This is a genomic window from Corynebacterium sp. (assembly GCF_030532195.1).
Classification (GTDB): Bacteria; Actinomycetota; Actinomycetes; order Mycobacteriales; family Mycobacteriaceae; genus Corynebacterium.
Map to the genome: position 1 here is coordinate 84,837 of NZ_JAUNLP010000006.1, position 16,026 is coordinate 100,862.

Here is a 16,026-nt window from a genome sequence, read left to right on the forward strand (position 1 = left end):
TGTTCCTACTTCTCCGCCAGATCCTGCATGAGGACATCGTGGCGAATCCAGTTAAGAACCTCGTCGAGGCCCTCATCGGTCTTCAGGTTGGTCAGCACGAATGGCTTATCACCACGGAAGACCTTGGAATCATCCTCCATGACCTTCAGGTCGGCACCCACGTGCGGTGCAAGATCCGTCTTGTTGATAATGAACAGGTCGGACTTAATCATGCCCTGTCCTGCCTTGCGAGGAATCTTCTCCCCCTGCGCCACATCGATGATGTAAATGGAAAAGTCCACCAGCTCCGGGGAGAACGTTGCCGAGAGATTGTCACCGCCGGACTCAACAAATACGAGCTCCAGGTCTGGGTGTCGGTTGACCAGCTCCTCAATCGCAGCCTCATTCATCGAGGTGTCCTCACGGATGGCGGTATGCGGGCAGCCACCAGTTTCCACACCGATAATGCGATCTTCTGGCAGGATGCCGTCACGAGCGAGAATGCGAGCGTCTTCGGTGGTGTAGATGTCATTTGTCACTGCGGCCATCGATATCTCGCCGTCGAGCGCGCGGGTAATTCGCTCAACCAATGCGGTCTTGCCCGAGCCAACGGGGCCGCCTACACCAATCGTGATAATCGCCATAACTCGTTATTCCTTTCTATTAATTAGTCGGTTACTAGGACATAAACATCCGTGAATACAGCAATTCATGCTCCATCTGCGCGATTTCCAGATTGGGTGCCGCCACTCCCAAGTCCTGAATTGTGTGCTCCATGGTCAAGTCCGCACAGCGCGCAATATGCTCATAGGAGTTCACCAAAATGCGCTGACCTGCATCTTGCCCAAGTGGAATCGCACGAATCGCGTTTTGCACCATCGAGGTTGAAAGCTGCATCAAGTAACTCTCCACGGCCATGTGCTGATCGACTCCCACCGCTGCCAGCACCAGCCCCGCCGCAATCCCGGGGTTGCCCTTGTACTCCCGCGCGGCCAGGCCACGGGCGTACTCCGCAACGAGCGCGTCATTCGGCTGCACAATGCTGGCGACCTTGGCCATGCGTTTTCCCATCGACTGCATCGCGGCGCGCACCTGTTTAGGCGTCTGCGTCGCGTGGCACAGGGCGTCGAGCTCCGCTAGCTTTACGACGGCCTCTGCTTCCTGTAACCCCGCTTCCTGCAACTGGACTGCAAACCGAGCTGCCAGCGCATCGTTGAAGCTTGCCTGGTAGAGATAGCCTTTTAACCAGTGTGCGAAGGTTTCTGGGTCATCGATATCGCCGCGCTGAACATAGGTTTCCATACCGGCGGAGTGCGCAAAACCCCCTGTCGGCAATGCTGAATCCGTCAGGTGCCAAATGACCAGCCGCGCTCGAGCACTAGTGGGTGTGCTCTGCATGGCGGAAAGCCTTTGGCATTACGTACTCACCTCGATGGTATGGCACTGCCATGTGCTCCAGGAAGTGCTCGACCGTGTGGTCATATCGAACGACCATCGCTTCGCCTTCAACCGGACCGGAGCCGTCGAAGAATTGGGCTTGCAGATGGCGGTTGCCCAGCGCGTGGGCCACTTCTAATGCCTCCGTGATTGTGCGCGGTTGGATTACCAGAACGTCGTCAGGCGAGATTTTTGCGACAATCAGCGTGCCGTCGTCCTCGCCGAGAATATCGCCGTCGACGATTTCGCGCACGTCGGTGTCCAGGCGCAGCCCCACCTCGCGCCCGGCCTCGGTGGTGACGCGCTGAATGCGCTTTAACCGAGCCTCATTGTCCAAGATCACAAAGTCGCGCTCGCGCGCGTCGTCGGCGCTGAGTTCAGAAACGTTGCCGACGATTTCAGTCACAATCATCGTATTGTCTTTCGTTTTTTAAAATAGGAAGTAGCGCTGCGCCATCGACAGCGTTTCTGCTGGCTCTGAGGTAATTTTCTCGCCATCGACGGTTAGCACATAGGTTTCCGGATCAACTTCAATCTTTGGAGTGGCGGAATTGTGCTTCATATCCGCCTTGGAGATATTGCGCATATTCTTGGCCTCGACGAACTTGCGATGCGTCTTAATCTTCTCTGGCACGCCGACTTCGATTGCAGCCGTGGGCAGAAATGTGACGCTCGTGTGGTGCACGGCCTCGCCGTGGGCTGCGTAGGCATAGCGCATAGTGCGCGGCTGCGGAGTTGGAATCGAGCCGTTGGAGTCCCCCATCTCGGAGCGGACAATGAAACCGGATTACAGGACGCTGTACGGTTTGACACCGAAGTGGCTCGGCTCCCACAGCACTAGGTCAGCAATTTTGCCTTCTTCAACGGAGCCCACCGCGTGCGAGATACCTGCGGCGATGGCCGGGTTAATCGTGTACTTAGCGATGTAACGCTTGATGCGGTTGTTGTCATTATCCTCTGTGTCGCCTGTCAGCGGTCCACGCTGCATCTTCATGCGATCGGCAACCTGCCACGTGCGCAAAACCACCTCGCCGACACGTCCCATGGCCTGTGAATCCGAGGACGTAATCGAGATAATCCCCAAATCGTGCAAGACATCCTCAGCCGCGATTGTCTCCTTGCGGATACGCGAATCAGCGAACGCGACGTCCTCCGGCAAGTCCGGATTCAAGTGGTGGCACACCATAATCATGTCGAGGTGCTCTTCAAGAGTGTTCTTAGTGAACGGAAGAGTCGGGTTCGTCGAGGCCGGCAGGACACTCGGCATACCGGCCATCGTGATGATATCCGGTGCGTGCCCGCCACCAGCACCCTCTGTGTGGAAAGTGTGAATTACTCGGCCATCAATAGCCTTGACGGTGTTTTCCAGGAAGCCCGCCTCGTTCAAAGTATCCGTGTGGATGGCAACCTGAATATCCATCTCATCGGCGACAGCCAGCGCCTGGTCGATGGAGTTTGCAGTCGCGCCCCAGTCCTCGTGGATTTTCAGACCAATAGCCCCGGCTTTAATCTGGTCACGCAGCGGATTGGCCGCCGACGCATGCCCCTTGCCTAGAAAGCCAACATTAATTGGAAAGTCTGTGGTGGCCTCAATCATGCGCTGAATATTCGCGGCCCCCGCGCTTACCGTCGTGGCGTTGGTTGAGTCAGCTGGACCGACGCCCCCGCCAATGAGCGTGGTCGTGCCGTTATCCAAGGCGGTAGGAACTTGATCAGGGGAAATGAAGTGCACGTGCGTATCGACGGCACCAGCGGTCACAATCTTTCCTTCACCGGCAATCACCTCGGTGCCAACGCCGATGACAATATCGATTCCATCTTGAATATCTGGATTACCCGCGCGACCAATCTTTAGGATTTTTCCATCTTTGATTGCGATGTCGGCAACGTAAATACCTGTGTAATCAATGATTAGAGGTCCGGTAATGACCAAATCCGGAATATGGTGCTCTCCAGTGACTCGTGAGTTTTGCCCCATACCGTCACGGATAACTTTGCCGCCGCCAAAATTTACCTCGTCACCGTAGTTGAGAAGGCTCTTTTCTACTCGAGCAATGAGGCTGGTATCTGCCAGTCGTACTCCGTCACCGGTTGTTGGGCCGTATAGTTCGGCATATTGGCGCCTATCCATCTCAAATGCCATTGCTGTGCCTTTCTTGCCGTACTGATTTTTTGGCAGTTGATGCGGGTTTGTTAGTCGAGTGGTCCATTTACTTGGCTGTTAAAGCCGTAGACTTGGCGCTTACCAGCAAAATCGACGAGTTCGACGGTACGACTATCACCGGGCTCAAGGCGCACCGCGGTGCCCGATGGAATATCGAGACGCTTTCCAAGTGCGGCTTCCCGGTCAAATTCGAGCGCACTATTTGCTTCTGCGAAATGGAAATGGGAGCCGACCTGGACTGGTCGATCGCCTTTGTTGGTGACCTCGATAGTCGTGGATTCACGGCCTTCGTTGATGGTGACTGTGCCTTCCGAAATGAAGTATTCACCTGGAATCATGGTGTCACTGCTCCTTGTTCATTCTTATCGAATTGGGTTGTGGACCGTGACAAGTTTGGTGCCGTCTGGGAAGGTAGCTTCCACCTGGACATCGGTGACCATCTCCGGAACACCTTCCATAACATCGTCGCGGGTGAGAACTTCGACTCCCTCTGACATGAGTTCAGCCACCGTTTTACCGTCTCGCGCGCCTTCCAGCAGGTAGTCGGTAATCAGTGCGACTGATTCGGGGTAGTTCAGTTTGAGGCCACGTTCCCTGCGGCGACGAGCGACATCGGCGGCAACGACAATCAGCAGTTTTTCCTGTTCGCGTTGGGTCAGCTTCACGTTGATTTCCTTAATCTGATGGCAGTTACCTGTAAGCAGGCGGTTACTTTCCGGTCAACGTCAGTATTACTCCACACTTTCATCTAGCTCATCTGTGTTCGCATTGACAGACCGAACCAGACCGAGAGTAATCAGGCAGATGCGCTGGCACCAGTTGATCGCAGTTCGTGAAGTGGGAGGTTTTACCCTCAACGTCCCACGAATGCCTCACAATCCGCACCGACAAAAAGGTCATCTGCGATTGGGGCATGAAAAAATGCCCGCGACCATGGAAGTCGCGGGCATTGGTAACGCACCAGATAAACGCTTATAGATGCGATTCGATATGGCGGATAGCATTAGTCACGCCATTTCCGGGCATGTAGTAGCTGATGACATGGACACCAGCGCCGACAGCTCCAGCAGGAACCTCAGCGACAAGTGCGGCAACATCATCGTCGGTAGCTATATCAGTAACCTTCTGTGCAAAGTCGGCCGGCAGTTGGCCACGAAGCAGTGCGGTTTGCGCGCCGATATCACGGCCACCATCACCGAGGTGCGGCAGCATCGTCTCAGTGTCGCAAACCGAATCACCCTTGTTGCAGATTTCCAGAACACGGTCGGTTAGCTCACCGTAATTCAGACGTGTCGACATCAGCGGTTTCGTGAATCGATCGGCAGTACCAGCTTGAGGTGCGGCATCCGAGCGCGATGGGTTTGCCATCAGTGCTGCTGAGCCGAATCGACTTGCTGGAATTGGGCCGCGACCTGCTGCGATATCCTGGGTAATGTGCCCCATGATATCTGCGCCTTCGCTATAACCGTAAAAATGGAATGTAGCATTCGGACATGCGGCAGCGCGGTCGGAAATAATCCGTTTGGCCTGGGCAATGCCCTTATCGCGAGTCTGCTCATACGACCATAAACCAGTTGTCCACATGGTGTTATACGCCACCGTGCGGCCGTCAACAGTTAGCGGATGTTGTGCGACCAAGGTAGAGCGCACAGGGGCAGCGGTGGCACCTTGCGGAATGCGATCGGAAATATACGGACGCGACTGTGAAGTGCCCGGCGCTGAGACAACAATATTTGGTTTGCACAACCCCGGTGTGGCCGGAAGTGGCACAGCGTCACTCGTAGCAGCAGTAGCCGGGATGGTAGCGCTGGCGACCAGAAGAGCACTGCCGATGATACGAGCCAGCCGACGGGACATTGTGACGCTTTCTCCTTTAGAAACTCAGTTGCCGGAATTAAAAAATCAATTGCCGCGTTGACAATTGCTATGCAGATGCGTATGAACACCATAAAAACTCACTATTGACGTAATGGCGTAATAAGCAACCAACTTGCAGTGAGTTCTGCAGTTCCTTTGTATAAACCGTATTAACGTTTGTTAAATTGCCGATAGTGGCCATGTGGTTCATAGGGGTAGCCGTTTGGCCACCCCTAATTGCTACATTCAATTCGGTTCCGAATATGTTTGACTATTTCAACCAGGCGCAATGCGCTGTTTTTAACTGCACAACTTGCCCGACAACAGAGGTGCACAATTGCACCAAAAGTAACTGGCGTCACACCGGTTCCCACGCTCTCCACGTCGCGCCAAACTGCCAGCTACGCACTCCAAAGTGACTGAAACCGAAAAATATCCCCGGTAACTCACGTACACTTGGGAAGTATTTCTACGGTTTTAATCCAATTTTTCTAGGAATCCACAAATGCGATTCGCATAATTGCTAATTGGTGAAACCCCGCCAACGAGAAAGGTAAATACCTCACGTGGATGGCTTCACACCCTACGACATCGTCATGGACATCGGCTGGATCTCGGCGCTGCTAATTGTCGGCAACCTGATGCGCCGGTTTATCCCCTGGTTCCAAAAACTCCTCATCCCCGCCCCCATCACCGCTGGCCTGCTCGGTCTCCTGCTCGGCCCCAACGGTCTGGGGGTTATTCAATTTAGTGAGCACTTCAGTGACTACGCCACGATTCTCATCGCCGTGGTCTTCGGTGCCCTTCCCTTCACAATGAACTTCAATGCGAAGGTCCGTCAGGGAGCTCGCACAATGTGGTCCTACTCCGTGGGTATGTACCTCGCGCAGTGGGGCTTTTTCGCACTGTTGGGTGTCCTTCTTTTTGCGCCTCTCTTTGGTACACCGGACTGGTTCGGCATTATGCTCCCCGTCGGCTTCGTAGGTGGCTTCGGTGTCGCAGCCGCTGTTGGTGGCGCTTTGGACTCTGCCGGCATGACCGAGGCCACGACTCTCGGCTTCACTGCCGCCGCTGTGGGTATGTTCTCCGCGATTATCGGTGGTGTAATCTTCGCCCGCTGGGGATCGAAGAAGGGCTACACCAACGAGCTACCTCACTTCGACAAGCTGCCGGAGGACATGCGAAAGGGCATTATCTCTTTGCCGGGCCACGGCCCCAGCGTGGGGCGCGCAACGACGAGCCCGTCGTCGATTGAGCCGATTGCGCTACATATCGCCGTGCTGACCGTCGTGCTGTTTCTGGGCAACATCCTGACCGACTGGATTAACAACACCTTCCCTGGCTTGAGCTTCCCACTGTTCGCAATGGCCTTTCTGGTCGGCCTGGCCGTGGTCGGCATGCTGCACCTGCTCAAAGCTCCGCACTACATTGACAATAAGCTAATGGGCTCGGTCTCCGGCGCATCGACGGACTTCTTGGTGGCAGTGGGTATTGCCTCGATCATCCCGGCTGTTGTTGCGACCTACATCGTGCCGCTGATTATCCTGTTCCTCATCGGTCTGGCGTTCTGCCTCTTCCTCTTCTTCTACATCGGCCCGCGCACCTTCGACCATGGCTGGTTCGAGCGCTCAGTGTTCACCTGGGGCTGGGCAACCGCCTCCGTGGCAACAGGTATCGCTGTACTGAAGATTGTGGATCCGGACATGCGCTCCGGCACTCTCGAGGAATTTGCCATGGCCTACGTGGGCTTCGCACCCTTCGAAATTGCCGCGGCCATCCTGGCTCCGATTGCAATCATCGCGGGCATGGTGTGGCTCTTCGGCGGCGTAGCACTCATTGGTGGTCTGGTGCTATTGATTCCGCCGATGGTCTGGCTTAAGAAATCGAGGGCCAGAGCTGCACAAAAAGTTGAATAAGAATGACTGCGTCCAATAGCTGGGAAGGTTACGGTGGCAGCGAGACTCCGCTGTCCGGCCCTCCTCGGGTTAAAGCATGCCCCTTCCCCTAATCTGGCTAAAGAGGCTCAGCGACTTGTGGCACACTATTCGCCTATCGATGCGCTGCAGCGTGTCCACAGGTGAATTACGCATCGATACGTCAGAGGGCCAAGGGCATTACCTTGCGCATAAGTGCGGGAAAATCATCGATAATTCCTGAAAACCTGGCAATAAGTGCCGAGGGAATACAACAAGCCCGGCCCGCCACTCATCTTCCCCCCGTCGCGTTGCCCAAACGCAAGAAACCCCCGGTTCGCTTTCGCGAACCGAGGGTTCCGACTTAGTGGCGGGGGCTGGATTCGAACCAACGACCTCTGGGTTATGAGCCCAGCGAGCTACCGAGCTGCTCCACCCCGCGTCAACTGTCCTGGCTCTTACGAGCACTCACAGCGGGTGTCAGTCTCTCTGACCAACGAGAAGTAACTGTAGCACGGTCGTCCCAAAAAAGGCCAATCCCCAGGTCATAGCGGTTTTCGCTACAATCTGGGGACTATCTGAACCTATGATTTGTGGCTAATTACTGGCCATTGGCCTTCTGGTAATCAGCGGCGGCACGATCGAGCTCGGCAAGTGCCTGGCCCTGTGCTGCGTAGTCACCGTTCTTCTGGGCGTCGTTAAGCTTTTCCAACGCGTCGGAAATACGGCGAGCGGCGTCGTCACGCGCGGCGACATCGACCTTGCGCTCTTCCTTCGAGTCCTCGCCCTCAGAATCTGCGCCGGATGCCGCATCAGCGTTTTCATTGTCGGCGGGCTTGTCTTCGGCTTCTTCCTCGCCACGGACCTTAGTCACGGCAGAGGCATCAATGCCGACCTGGCTCAACGCCTCGGTCACGGTAGCGCCGTAGCCAACCTGACCACGGTAAGCGACAAGAATGCGCAGCAGCTTCGGGAATGCGGTTTCCTGCCCCTTGCGCTGGGTGTAGACCGGCTCGACGTAGAGAATCTCGCCGTCGCCGACCGGCAGTGTCAGCAGGTTACCGTTGGTGACCACGTTCGTGCCCTCGAGCAGGGTGCGGTCCTGAGCGACTTCATCAGCGGACATCATGGTGTCCTGCGCCTGACGCGGACCCATGGTCTGGGTATTGGTCGGCAGGGCGCGGATGGTGATCTGGCCGTAGGTCTCCGGATCGGAGGATGCACTCATCTGTGCCGCCAGGAACTCGCGCTCCAGACCGCGGAAGGCGGAAATCAGCTGGAAGCTGGGCTTACCGGTCTTCGGGTCGGAGGCGACAACGTAGTACGGCGGCTGGGAGAGCTTCTGTTCTTCCGGTGCAGTCGGGTCAGACGGCACGGACCAGAAGGAGTCATTGGCGAAGAACACGCCCGGATCGCTGACATGGTACTTGGCCATCAGCTCACGCTGAACCTTGAACAGATCCTGCGGGTAGCGCAGGTGCTCCTGCAGCTCCTTGGTGATCTCAGACTTCGGCTTCACCACACCCGGGAAGACGCCCTCCCAGGCCTTCAGCACGGGATCCTTCTCATCGAACTCGTAGAGGTCAACGGTGCCGTCGTAGGCATCGACGGTGGCCTTGACCGAGTTACGGATGTAGCTGACCTCGCTATTTGGCAGCGGACGCGGCGTGCCGTCCGGGTTCACGGAGTCCTGCGTGGTCTGCTGCAGGCTCATGCGCTCGGAGTATGGCATCTTGGCCAGCGTGGTGTAGCCGTCGACAATCCACTTCATACGACCATCGACCACAGCCGGGTAGGTCTTAGTATCAGTGGTCAGCCACGGAGCGACCTTCTGAACACGGTCGCGCGGGTCACGGTTGTAAATAATCTTGGAGTCCGGACCAATGCGGTCGGACAGCAGGATGTTCAGCTCCTGGTAGCGGGTGGCGAAAATCAGGCGGCTAATAAGCCCGCCAACGCCAACACCGCCTTCGCCGTCGTAGGTGAAGTTGCGACCGTCAGCATCGTACTCGTAGTCCTTGCCGTCACCGTTGCCGCCGACGATGGCATAGTCAGCGTCACTGTTGGCAATGACTGGACCGTAGTAAATACGTGGCTGCTTCAGGTTCAGGTTCATACCGTTCGGGTCCTCGGACTCGAACAGGTCGGCCACCGTGTAGAGCGGGTAGCCACCGCGGGCGGAACCGGACTCGGAGGCAACTTCATCGACCTTGTTGGCCGGTGCAGCAACGAAGCCATTGCCGTGGGTGTAGACCGTGTGGCGGTTAATCCAGTCGGTCTGGTTACCCTGCAGGGTCTGCGGGTTCAGCTCACGAGCAGCAACGATGAAGTCACGGGACTCGCCATCGATCTGGTAGCGGTCAATGGCCAGCGGATCGGAGAAGCCGTAGAAGTTCTTCAGCTGACGCTGCTGCGTGAAGGTACGCGGCAGCACTTCCGGATCCAGGATGCGGATGTTAGCCAGCGTTGCGGCATCGCGGGAAATCGAGTCTGCGCCTTCCTTCGCAGCCTTCTTATCGCCTTCCTTTTCGGCGGGCACACCCCAGTTACGCTCGATTTTCACCTTGTCGTCGGTAAGCCCGTAGTGGTAGCGCGTCGATTCAATATTGCGCGCGATGTACTCGCGTTCCTTGGACGCACGGTTCGGGTTGACCGAGAACTGCTCCACTGCCAGCGGCCAGGCGACACCAATCAAGCCAGCGGAGACCAGCATCAACACAGTGGCGAATGCCGGAATGGACAGGTTGCGTAGGAAGATAGCCGCGAAGAACGCTGCAGCGACAACCAGAGCGATGACCAGCAGCACAATCTTGGCCGGCAGCAGCGCATTGATGTCAGTGTAGGAACCACCGGTGAAGGTCTTCTGCTTGTTATTCAGCAGCTCGTAGCGGTCCAGCCAGTAAGACACAGCCTTGAGCAGCATGAATACACCGGCCCAAGAGGCCAACTGCGCACGTGCGGCGTCGGAGACGCGAGTCTTCTCCCCTGTGGTCGGATTACCAGCGCGAATACCGCCGAGGAAATAATGCGTCACCAGCGACAGCAGGAACGCGACGACCACCATGATGACCAGCGAAGAGACAATCGAAGACCACAGTGGCAACTGGAAGGCATAGAAGCCCAGATCCTTGCCGTACTGCGGATCGGTCTCACCAAAGGACTGACGATGCAGGAATAGCTGCACCGTCTGCCAATTGCCCTGCCCCACAAGGCCACCGAGCACACCGAATACGATGGGCAAGGTGATAAACATCGACTTCGAGCCGGATTCGGCCATGCGGCGATAAACTGCCTGCGGGCTGCGCGGATCTGTCAGCCCCAGATCAACGGGGCGGCTCCGCCACGCCAACCATATAGATAAGAATGTCACCGCACCGGTAATTAAACCGACGAGGACAAACAGGACAATACGGGTCACCCACGTGGTGCCGAAGACACCGCGGTAGCCAACCTCACCGAACCACTGAAAGTCCGTATAGAGATTGACCGCGATGGGAACAATGAAGGTCAGCACAGCAATCACAATGACTGCGATCGCCAGCTTCCCCGGGCGGCCACCCGCCGATCTTCTCGACTGAGTTTGGTTTAGAGACAACGTCTCTCCTGTCCAAATTGAGCTTGGCTTACTAGATACTTAGTAAGTCGTTCGTACGCTTGTCTGTCATCTACTCTAAATAAAGTTCTTAACAATTGACTAAGGAAGCCGTTTTTACAGCTTTGCCAGGAAAGGGACGTCGTAAAGCACGATGAGCAAAAACAGCAATGAGCAGACGTACTTAAGCCAGCAGGCGCTCAACCGCGCAGTGCGCGAGGCCGTTGAATACGTGCATGCCGAGGGGTGGGACCGCGCTCCAAGCCTCTTCGCCCTAGTCCCCACCGCCGCGCTTACCGACGTGCTTGCCGACGAGTTGATCGACAGCGCTCCGCTGACCGTTGTTGCGCAGGAACCTCTCCCCGAGGGAATTGAAGGCGGCAGCCCCGAGCTCGCTGACTTCATTGCGCGGACTTCCTGGCCTGCAGGCGTAGTCGGTGCTGTACTCGCGCAGGAAATTATGGTGATTGCGCCGGATCAAGCGGAGAACTTTGAGGGCGCGACGTTGGATGAGGTACGCGCTCGAGCCAATGGTGATGGGGCTCGTCAGGCACGGCTGTTCAGCGGCGTCATTAGTGACGGCCCGAACCTGACGCTGATTCAACCGCGTCCAACTGAGGCGGAACTCGATGAGCGTGGGCCCTTTGCGGAAGATGATATTGAGCTAAAAGATGGTTCAGGGGTAGCTGATGGTGTCATCGCCGCGCTGTATTCCACGTTCGGCGCTGGTGAATAGGGTTAAAGCTTTCTAAATCAAGCAAATTCCGGTTGACATACAGCCCAGAACCTAGTTGTATAACAGAGTGATAAAGCGCGTCACTCAGCATCCACTCAGATTTCTCCGGGGACTACGTGAGCGCTTTCCTTCTATCGGGTTTCTAATAAGAGGTTTTTGATTATGAAGAACAACGTTGTTCGCCGTGCAGCAGCGTCGGCAGCCGCAGCTTCCGCTCTGGCTGCTTCCCTTCTCACCGGTGGTGTCGCCAACGCTCTTCCGACCGGCAACTACGTTGCCTTCGGCGACTCCTTCGCAGCTAACCCTGGTAAGTCTGACCCAGCTGTTCCGGGCCGCGGCGGCTGCCCGATTTCTGTTTCGAACATCGGCTCTCACGTCGCTCGCGAGACTGGCCTCGAGCTGCATGACTACTCCTGCAACGGCACCACCGCTTTCATTCCGAACCAGCCGCAGAAGTCCCTGATGGGTCAGATTGACAACGCCATCGCTCAGGGCTCCCTCGGCCCGGACACCCGCCTGGTGACCATCTACATCGGCGCTAACGACGCTATGCAGGGTGCCCTGCTGCCGTTCCCGGTTCAGGACCAGCTGTACAACACCAACGTTGTCGCTGCGCTGGAAAAGGTCAAGGCTGCCAACCCGACTGCTCGCATTATGCTGATTGGCTACCCAGCCTTCACCTCTAATGACCCGACGCACTACGCTTGCCCGATTAACGCTGCTGGTTTCGCACCGCACATCCCGGCTGCGAACATGCACCAGTTCGAGATGGCTCTGCAGAACCGTCAGGCACGCGCTGCTGCTGATGCCGGCGTCGGCTTCGTCAACATGAAGGATGTTGCACACATCGACGTTGCAATGTGTGGCCCGGACGGTGAGCGTCAGGTTTCCGCAATTCTGGACACCGATGTTGCTTCCTACAACATGACCAACCACCCAACCTTCCACGGCTCTGCAGTCACTGGCACTACTATCGCCAACGTCTACAAGTCGACTTTCTAAGGTCTCTTTAAAAAATTCCCCCGGCTGCGCTGTGTGAAAACGCGGCCGGGGGATTTTTCGTTGTCTCACCTGGTTGGTAAAAAGCTAGTTATGCATTGTCGTCTGCGCTGACCTTAATGCGCTCAGGTCCCTTCAACGCACGCAGAGCGTAGAGAATAGTCGCCAGGTCAATGACCTCCTGCAGGAGTGCGCCGACAACGGCTGGAATATAGCCGAAGGCTGCAATCATCATCAGCGCGACCGAGAGCACAATGCCGATCCAGATCGAAGTCTTGGCCACAGTCAGAGTCCAACGACCGATATCAACTGCTCGCGCCACACGGGAAATATCATCACGGGTAATGACAACATCGGCAGCCTCAGAGGCTTCCGTGTCACCTCGCGCACCCATCGCAATACCGACGCCAGCTGCGGCCAGCACCGGAGCATCGTTAATGCCGTCACCCACCATGATGACGGGGTGCGGCTCCATTTCCTTGAGCAGTCGCACCTTGTCCTGCGGCAAAAGAGCAGCGTGGAATTCACCGATACCGACCTGCCCAGCAATTGCGTGCGCAGTATTCGGATTGTCACCGGTGAGCACAACCGTGCGCTCGAAGCCGTGATGCTGTAGCGCACTGACCAGCTCAGCTGCATTTTCCCGTGGTTGATCGTCGAGAATCAACGCACCGACGTACTTATTGTCAATAGTCACGTACGCAGCAGTCTGGCCATGACGGAACTCGGCTTCATTAGCTTCAGGCGCTACCTGCTGGATAAAGTCCAGTGTGCCGACGCGAACCGGCACGCCACCGACAGTCGCCTCAACGCCTTCGGCATCCTTTTCCTTGCCATCTTCAGCTTCGGGTAGTTCCAAGCCATCAGCGGCTTGAATGATGCTCGCGGCCAAGACGTGCGTAGAAAATTGCTCAGCGGCTGCTGCGTAGGCCAGCATCCTGTCCCGCTCAATGCCAAAGGTGTCAATGCGCGCAACGGTTGGATGTCCGTAGGTCAACGTACCGGTTTTATCGAAGGCAATGGACTTAGCGGCAGCCAAGCTCTCCAGCACCGCACCACCCTTGACAATGACACCGGAATTGGACGCACGACTCATACCGCCGAGAAACGCCACAGGCGCGCCAATCAACAGCGGGCATGGGGTGGCCAGCACAAGAACCTCAGCAAAACGCACAGGATTGCCACTGATAGCCCAGGCCAGGCCAGCGATAACCAGCGAAACTACCGTAAATGGCACGGCGTAGCGGTCGGCTACACGCACAATCGGCGCTTGCTGGTCTTCAGCCTGCCGAACCAGGCCAATAATCTTTTGGTACTGCGAATCGGCCGCCGACTTACTGGCCTGAAGCCGAATAGCGCGCGAGCCATTGACAGAGCCGGACAGGATCGTGTCCCCGACGTCCTTGTGAACAGATCCAGCTTCACCGGTCAGCGAGGATTCATCCACAGATGCCTTGTCAAAAGTCACACCATCGACGGGAATGACCTCGGACGGGCGAACTAGCAAATAGTCGCCCTTAGCGACTTCATCAATAAGAATCTCATCGACATCATCCGGGGACGCATCCAGCGATGGCAAACGACGTGCCGTTTGCGGAGCGCGATCGAGCAGACTGCGTAGATCCCGCTTTGCGCGGTACGCGGCGTAATTTTCCAGCGCTTCGCCACCGGTGAGCATGAGGGCAATAATCGAACCAGCGATATACTCTCCCACCGCCAGGGTTGCAATCATTGCGATAACGGCGAGAATATCCAGCCCGAACTCCCGACGCATTACCTGCTTCACCATATCGACGGTTGTCAGAATAATTACAAACCCAACAAAAACTGTTGCAACAATTTGTGCAGCAGTCTCCAAACCGGTGAAGTACAAGGTGAGCACAACAATGAGTTCGATTGCCACGGCAATCAATAGGCGGTATTCCTTTAAAATACTGCTTCCCTTACTCATACCCCTATAATAGCAGCGCACGGGCTTTTTTGGAGTTCAATGCGTAGCCCGCAATGAGTTCAATGAGCCTTAATAGACCTCATTAGCCAACATTTACCAAATAAACTCGGGAAATTTGCCACGAAATCAACAACAAATTTCTACAAATTTGATACCAAGGTCATGCCAAATTCGTGCCACATTTCTAAGCACGTGTAAATACACATTTCTTGAAATCCTGTAGATACAAGAAAACCCCCGGTCGCAATGACCGGGGGAATTTCACTTTGTGGAGCTGCCGGGAATTGAACCCGGGTCCACCGCCAACTCGCCAGGGCTTCTCCGTGCGCAGTTCGCACAATCGCCTCTACTCGGCCCTTCGGCTCAGGCAAACATGTCCGAATGACGGGCCCAGCCGCAAGTAAGAAGATCCCCTGTGAGCCTTACGGCACACTCACCGGGCGAGCCCTTTTCAGTCGATGCCAGGGTCCGAACCAAAGGGCAAGTTCGGTCTGACAGACACGCTAGTCGCTAATTAGGCAGCGAGAGCGTAGTCGCGCTGAGTATTCTCGGCGCTTATCAATTTGCTACGACGCTTAAAATCGGTGGTCTCTAGCCTGCACCGGCACGCTTCCCCTGGCTCACTGTACGGTGTCGAAACCATGTCAGCCCCATACAGACCTGTTGAGCGCGGGATAGTGCATAACGCTCAAAGGATGTATAAGAATAACGCTTTACGACGGTCAAAGTCAATAAACCGACAGTGACTAGCGCTATCCCTTAATCCCCTTGATTCGGCGACCGAGTGCAGCAGTGGCCTCACGCTCTTCCGTGCGGCGCTTAATATCCTGACGCTTGTCATAGTCCTGCTTACCGCGAGCAAGCGCGAGTTCAACCTTCAGGCGGCCATCGGTGAAGTACAGCTTCAGTGGCACAAGGGTGTTATTGCCATCGCGGACTTTGCCCCAGAGAGTGTCAATCTCTCGGCGGTGCAGCAGTAACTTGCGTGAGCGACGTGGCGAATGGTTCATCCACGAGCCATAGGAGTACTCCGGGATATGCAGCCCGCGGAGCCACACTTCACCGTCGTCGATAGTCGCGTAGGCGTCGTTAAGCGAAACCTTGCCCTCGCGCAGCGCCTTGACTTCGGTGCCCACGAGAACGACACCACATTCATAGGTGTCCAAGATGTTGTAGTCATGGCGGGCACGACGATTGGTGGCCACCACCGCGTTGTTGGCGCTGACCTTTTCTTTCTTCGACTTCTTCTTGCCCATAACCTGCCTAACTCTAGCCGAAAAGATCCAGCGCAGCCATTTCCCTTATCTTCGCCTTATAAGTGACCGCTTGAGCATTTACGTTGTGACGCACCTTACTTTCCCCTAACCTTTTACCAACGTCTAACACAGAGGGATTTAA

General features: G+C 56.0%; 12 protein-coding genes, 1 tRNA gene, 1 other RNA gene and 1 pseudogene. 3 read left to right on the plus strand and 12 right to left on the minus strand.

Annotated features, from left to right (window positions below; translation table 11 throughout):
• Positions 1-5 precede the first annotated feature (5 nt).
• From ureG to Q4E11_RS07800, 7 genes and pseudogenes are all read right to left on the minus strand, one after another.
• Complete coding sequence (ureG, locus tag Q4E11_RS07770; RefSeq protein WP_303164955.1) at positions 6-623, minus strand: urease accessory protein UreG; 618 nt, start codon at positions 621-623, stop codon at positions 6-8.
• A 34-nt stretch (positions 624-657) separates the two neighbouring features.
• Positions 658-1,377, minus strand: coding sequence for an urease accessory protein UreF (locus Q4E11_RS07775; protein WP_303164956.1), 720 nt, complete (start codon positions 1,375-1,377; stop codon positions 658-660).
• A complete protein-coding gene (locus Q4E11_RS07780) occupies positions 1,358-1,828 on the minus strand; it encodes an urease accessory protein UreE (RefSeq protein ID WP_303164957.1) in 471 nt (156 codons plus the stop codon). Before Q4E11_RS07780 ends, Q4E11_RS07775 begins: the two co-directional genes overlap by 20 nt.
• Positions 1,829-1,846: 18 nt before the next feature.
• Positions 1,847-3,559: pseudogene (ureC, locus tag Q4E11_RS07785) on the minus strand (urease subunit alpha).
• Positions 3,560-3,609: 50 nt separating this feature from the next.
• Positions 3,610-3,918 carry an urease subunit beta gene (locus Q4E11_RS07790; RefSeq protein ID WP_303164958.1) on the minus strand — a complete coding sequence of 103 codons (309 nt, stop codon included), beginning with the start codon at positions 3,916-3,918 and terminating at the stop codon, positions 3,610-3,612.
• 24 nt (positions 3,919-3,942) lie between these two features.
• On the minus strand, positions 3,943-4,245 hold the full coding sequence (locus tag Q4E11_RS07795) for an urease subunit gamma (RefSeq protein WP_303164960.1): 303 nt from the start codon (positions 4,243-4,245) through the stop codon (positions 3,943-3,945).
• Between the two features lie 307 nt (positions 4,246-4,552).
• Entirely contained in the window at positions 4,553-5,437 is an 885-nt protein-coding gene (locus tag Q4E11_RS07800; RefSeq protein ID WP_303164961.1) for a cutinase family protein, read from the minus strand.
• Positions 5,438-6,003: 566 nt separating this feature from the next.
• On the opposite strand from Q4E11_RS07800, the gene Q4E11_RS07805 reads away from it, so the two are divergent.
• The gene (locus Q4E11_RS07805) at positions 6,004-7,353 is read left to right on the plus strand and encodes a sodium/glutamate symporter (RefSeq protein ID WP_303164963.1); all 1,350 of its coding nucleotides are present in this window, start codon (positions 6,004-6,006) and stop codon (positions 7,351-7,353) included.
• 365 nt (positions 7,354-7,718) lie between these two features.
• On the opposite strand, the gene Q4E11_RS07810 is transcribed toward Q4E11_RS07805, so the two are convergent.
• Both Q4E11_RS07810 and Q4E11_RS07815 read right to left on the minus strand, forming a co-directional pair.
• Positions 7,719-7,792: transfer RNA gene (locus tag Q4E11_RS07810), tRNA-Met, on the minus strand.
• A gap of 159 nt (positions 7,793-7,951) precedes the next feature.
• Entirely contained in the window at positions 7,952-10,945 is a 2,994-nt protein-coding gene (locus Q4E11_RS07815; RefSeq protein ID WP_303164964.1) for a UPF0182 family protein, read from the minus strand.
• 151 nt (positions 10,946-11,096) lie between these two features.
• Between Q4E11_RS07815 and Q4E11_RS07820 the strand changes: the two genes are divergently transcribed.
• Entirely contained in the window at positions 11,097-11,678 is a 582-nt protein-coding gene (locus Q4E11_RS07820) for a PPA1309 family protein (protein ID WP_303164965.1), read from the plus strand.
• A 162-nt stretch (positions 11,679-11,840) separates the two neighbouring features.
• Complete coding sequence (locus Q4E11_RS07825) at positions 11,841-12,680, plus strand: SGNH/GDSL hydrolase family protein (protein ID WP_303164967.1); 840 nt, start codon at positions 11,841-11,843, stop codon at positions 12,678-12,680.
• An 88-nt stretch (positions 12,681-12,768) separates the two neighbouring features.
• Here the strand turns inward: Q4E11_RS07825 and Q4E11_RS07830 are convergent, their stop codons facing one another.
• From Q4E11_RS07830 to smpB, 3 genes are all read right to left on the minus strand, one after another.
• Positions 12,769-14,628: a heavy metal translocating P-type ATPase gene (locus Q4E11_RS07830; RefSeq protein WP_303164969.1), complete on the minus strand. Its 1,860-nt coding sequence runs from the start codon at positions 14,626-14,628 to the stop codon at positions 12,769-12,771.
• A gap of 266 nt (positions 14,629-14,894) precedes the next feature.
• Positions 14,895-15,280: a transfer-messenger RNA gene (ssrA, locus tag Q4E11_RS07835) on the minus strand.
• Between the two features lie 100 nt (positions 15,281-15,380).
• Positions 15,381-15,884, minus strand: a complete 504-nt coding sequence (gene smpB, locus Q4E11_RS07840; protein ID WP_303164971.1) for an SsrA-binding protein SmpB — start codon at positions 15,882-15,884, stop codon at positions 15,381-15,383.
• Between the last annotated feature and the right edge of the window lie 142 nt (positions 15,885-16,026).